The organism is Streptomyces sp. NPDC059853 (assembly GCF_042731495.1).
Lineage (GTDB): Bacteria > Actinomycetota > Actinomycetes > Streptomycetales > Streptomycetaceae > Streptomyces.
In genome coordinates, this window is record NZ_JBHWJL010000571.1 from 1 (window position 1) to 1,205 (window position 1,205).

At 75.4% G+C, this 1,205-nt stretch carries 1 protein-coding gene and 1 pseudogene; both read right to left on the reverse strand.

Annotation, left to right across the window (positions count from 1 at the left end; all coding sequences use genetic code 11):
* Nucleotides 1-14: 14 nt before the first annotated feature.
* A pseudogene (locus ACFV5N_RS27930) lies at nucleotides 15-539 on the reverse strand (TrmH family RNA methyltransferase); the annotation flags it as partial.
* A partial coding sequence (gene cobA / locus ACFV5N_RS27935) for a uroporphyrinogen-III C-methyltransferase (RefSeq protein ID WP_385605370.1) occupies nucleotides 536-1,205 on the reverse strand: 670 nt, incomplete at its 5' end. The pseudogene ACFV5N_RS27930 and the gene cobA, both read right to left, overlap by 4 nt.

The window sequence follows — 1,205 nt, forward strand, 5'->3', positions numbered from 1 at the left end:
TCCAGCCGGGCTTACGGCAGTGAGAACACCGCCCCCATGGAGACTTTGACCGACCGCCGGTAGAGCGGATCGGCGCTGTCCGGCGACAGCAGGACGGCGTCCATGCCCAGGGCCGCGGCGCCCCGGAAGATCGCCCCGATGTTGGTGTGGTCGTTGACCGCCTCCACCACGGCGACCCGGCGCGCCCCGGCCAGCAGCCGCGCCGGGTCCGGCAGCGGCAGCCGCTGCATCGCGGCCAGGGCGCCCCGGTGCACGTGGTAGCCGGTGACCTGCTCGGCCAGCTCCGGGGTGACCAGGTGGACCGGCGCGTCGACCGCCTCGATGACGTCGGCCAGGGCGGCGGCCCACTTCTCGGTCAGCAGCAGCGAGCGCATGGGGTAACCGGCCGCCAGGGCGCGCCGGATGACCTTCTCGCCCTCGGCCATGAACAGGCCCTCGGCGGGCTCCAGCCGGCGGCGCAGCGCCACGTCGGTGAGCGCCGTGTAGTCGGCGAGCCGCGGGTCGGCGGGGTCCGTGACGGGGATCGGGGTACGGGTCACCGGTCCTCGGCCCCTTCCGCGACGGTCACGACCTCGCCGACGACGATCACGGCGGGCGGCCGGACGCCGTCCCGCGCGATCCGGTCGGCGACCGTGGCCAGGGTGGCGTCGGTACGGCGCTGGGCGGCGGTGGTGCCGTCCTGGACGACCGCGACCGGGGTCCGGGGGTCCCGGCCGTGGGCGATGAGGGTGGCGGCGATCGCCGGCATCCGCTCCACCGCCATGAGCAGCACCAGGGTGCCGCGCAGCCGGGCCAGCCCCGGCCAGTCCACCAGGGAACGCGGATGGTCGGGCGCCAGATGGCCGCTGACGACGGTGAACTCGTGTGCCACTCCCCGGTGGGTGACGGGGATCCCGGCCGCGCCCGGCACGCTGATGGCGCTGGTGACCCCGGGCACCACGGTGACCGGTATCCCGGCCGCCGCCAGCGCCTGGGCCTCCTCCATGCCCCGGCCGAAGACGTAGGGGTCGCCGCCCTTGAGCCGGACGACGGACCGGCCCGCCCTGGCGTGCTCGATCAGCGTCGCGTGGATGGCCTCCTGGGCCATGGCGCGGCCGTAGGGGATCTTGGCGGCGTCGATGACCTGGACGTGGGCGGGGAGTTCGTCCAGCAGGTCGCGCGGCCCGAGCCGGTCGGCGACCACCACATCGGCCTCGGCCAGCAGC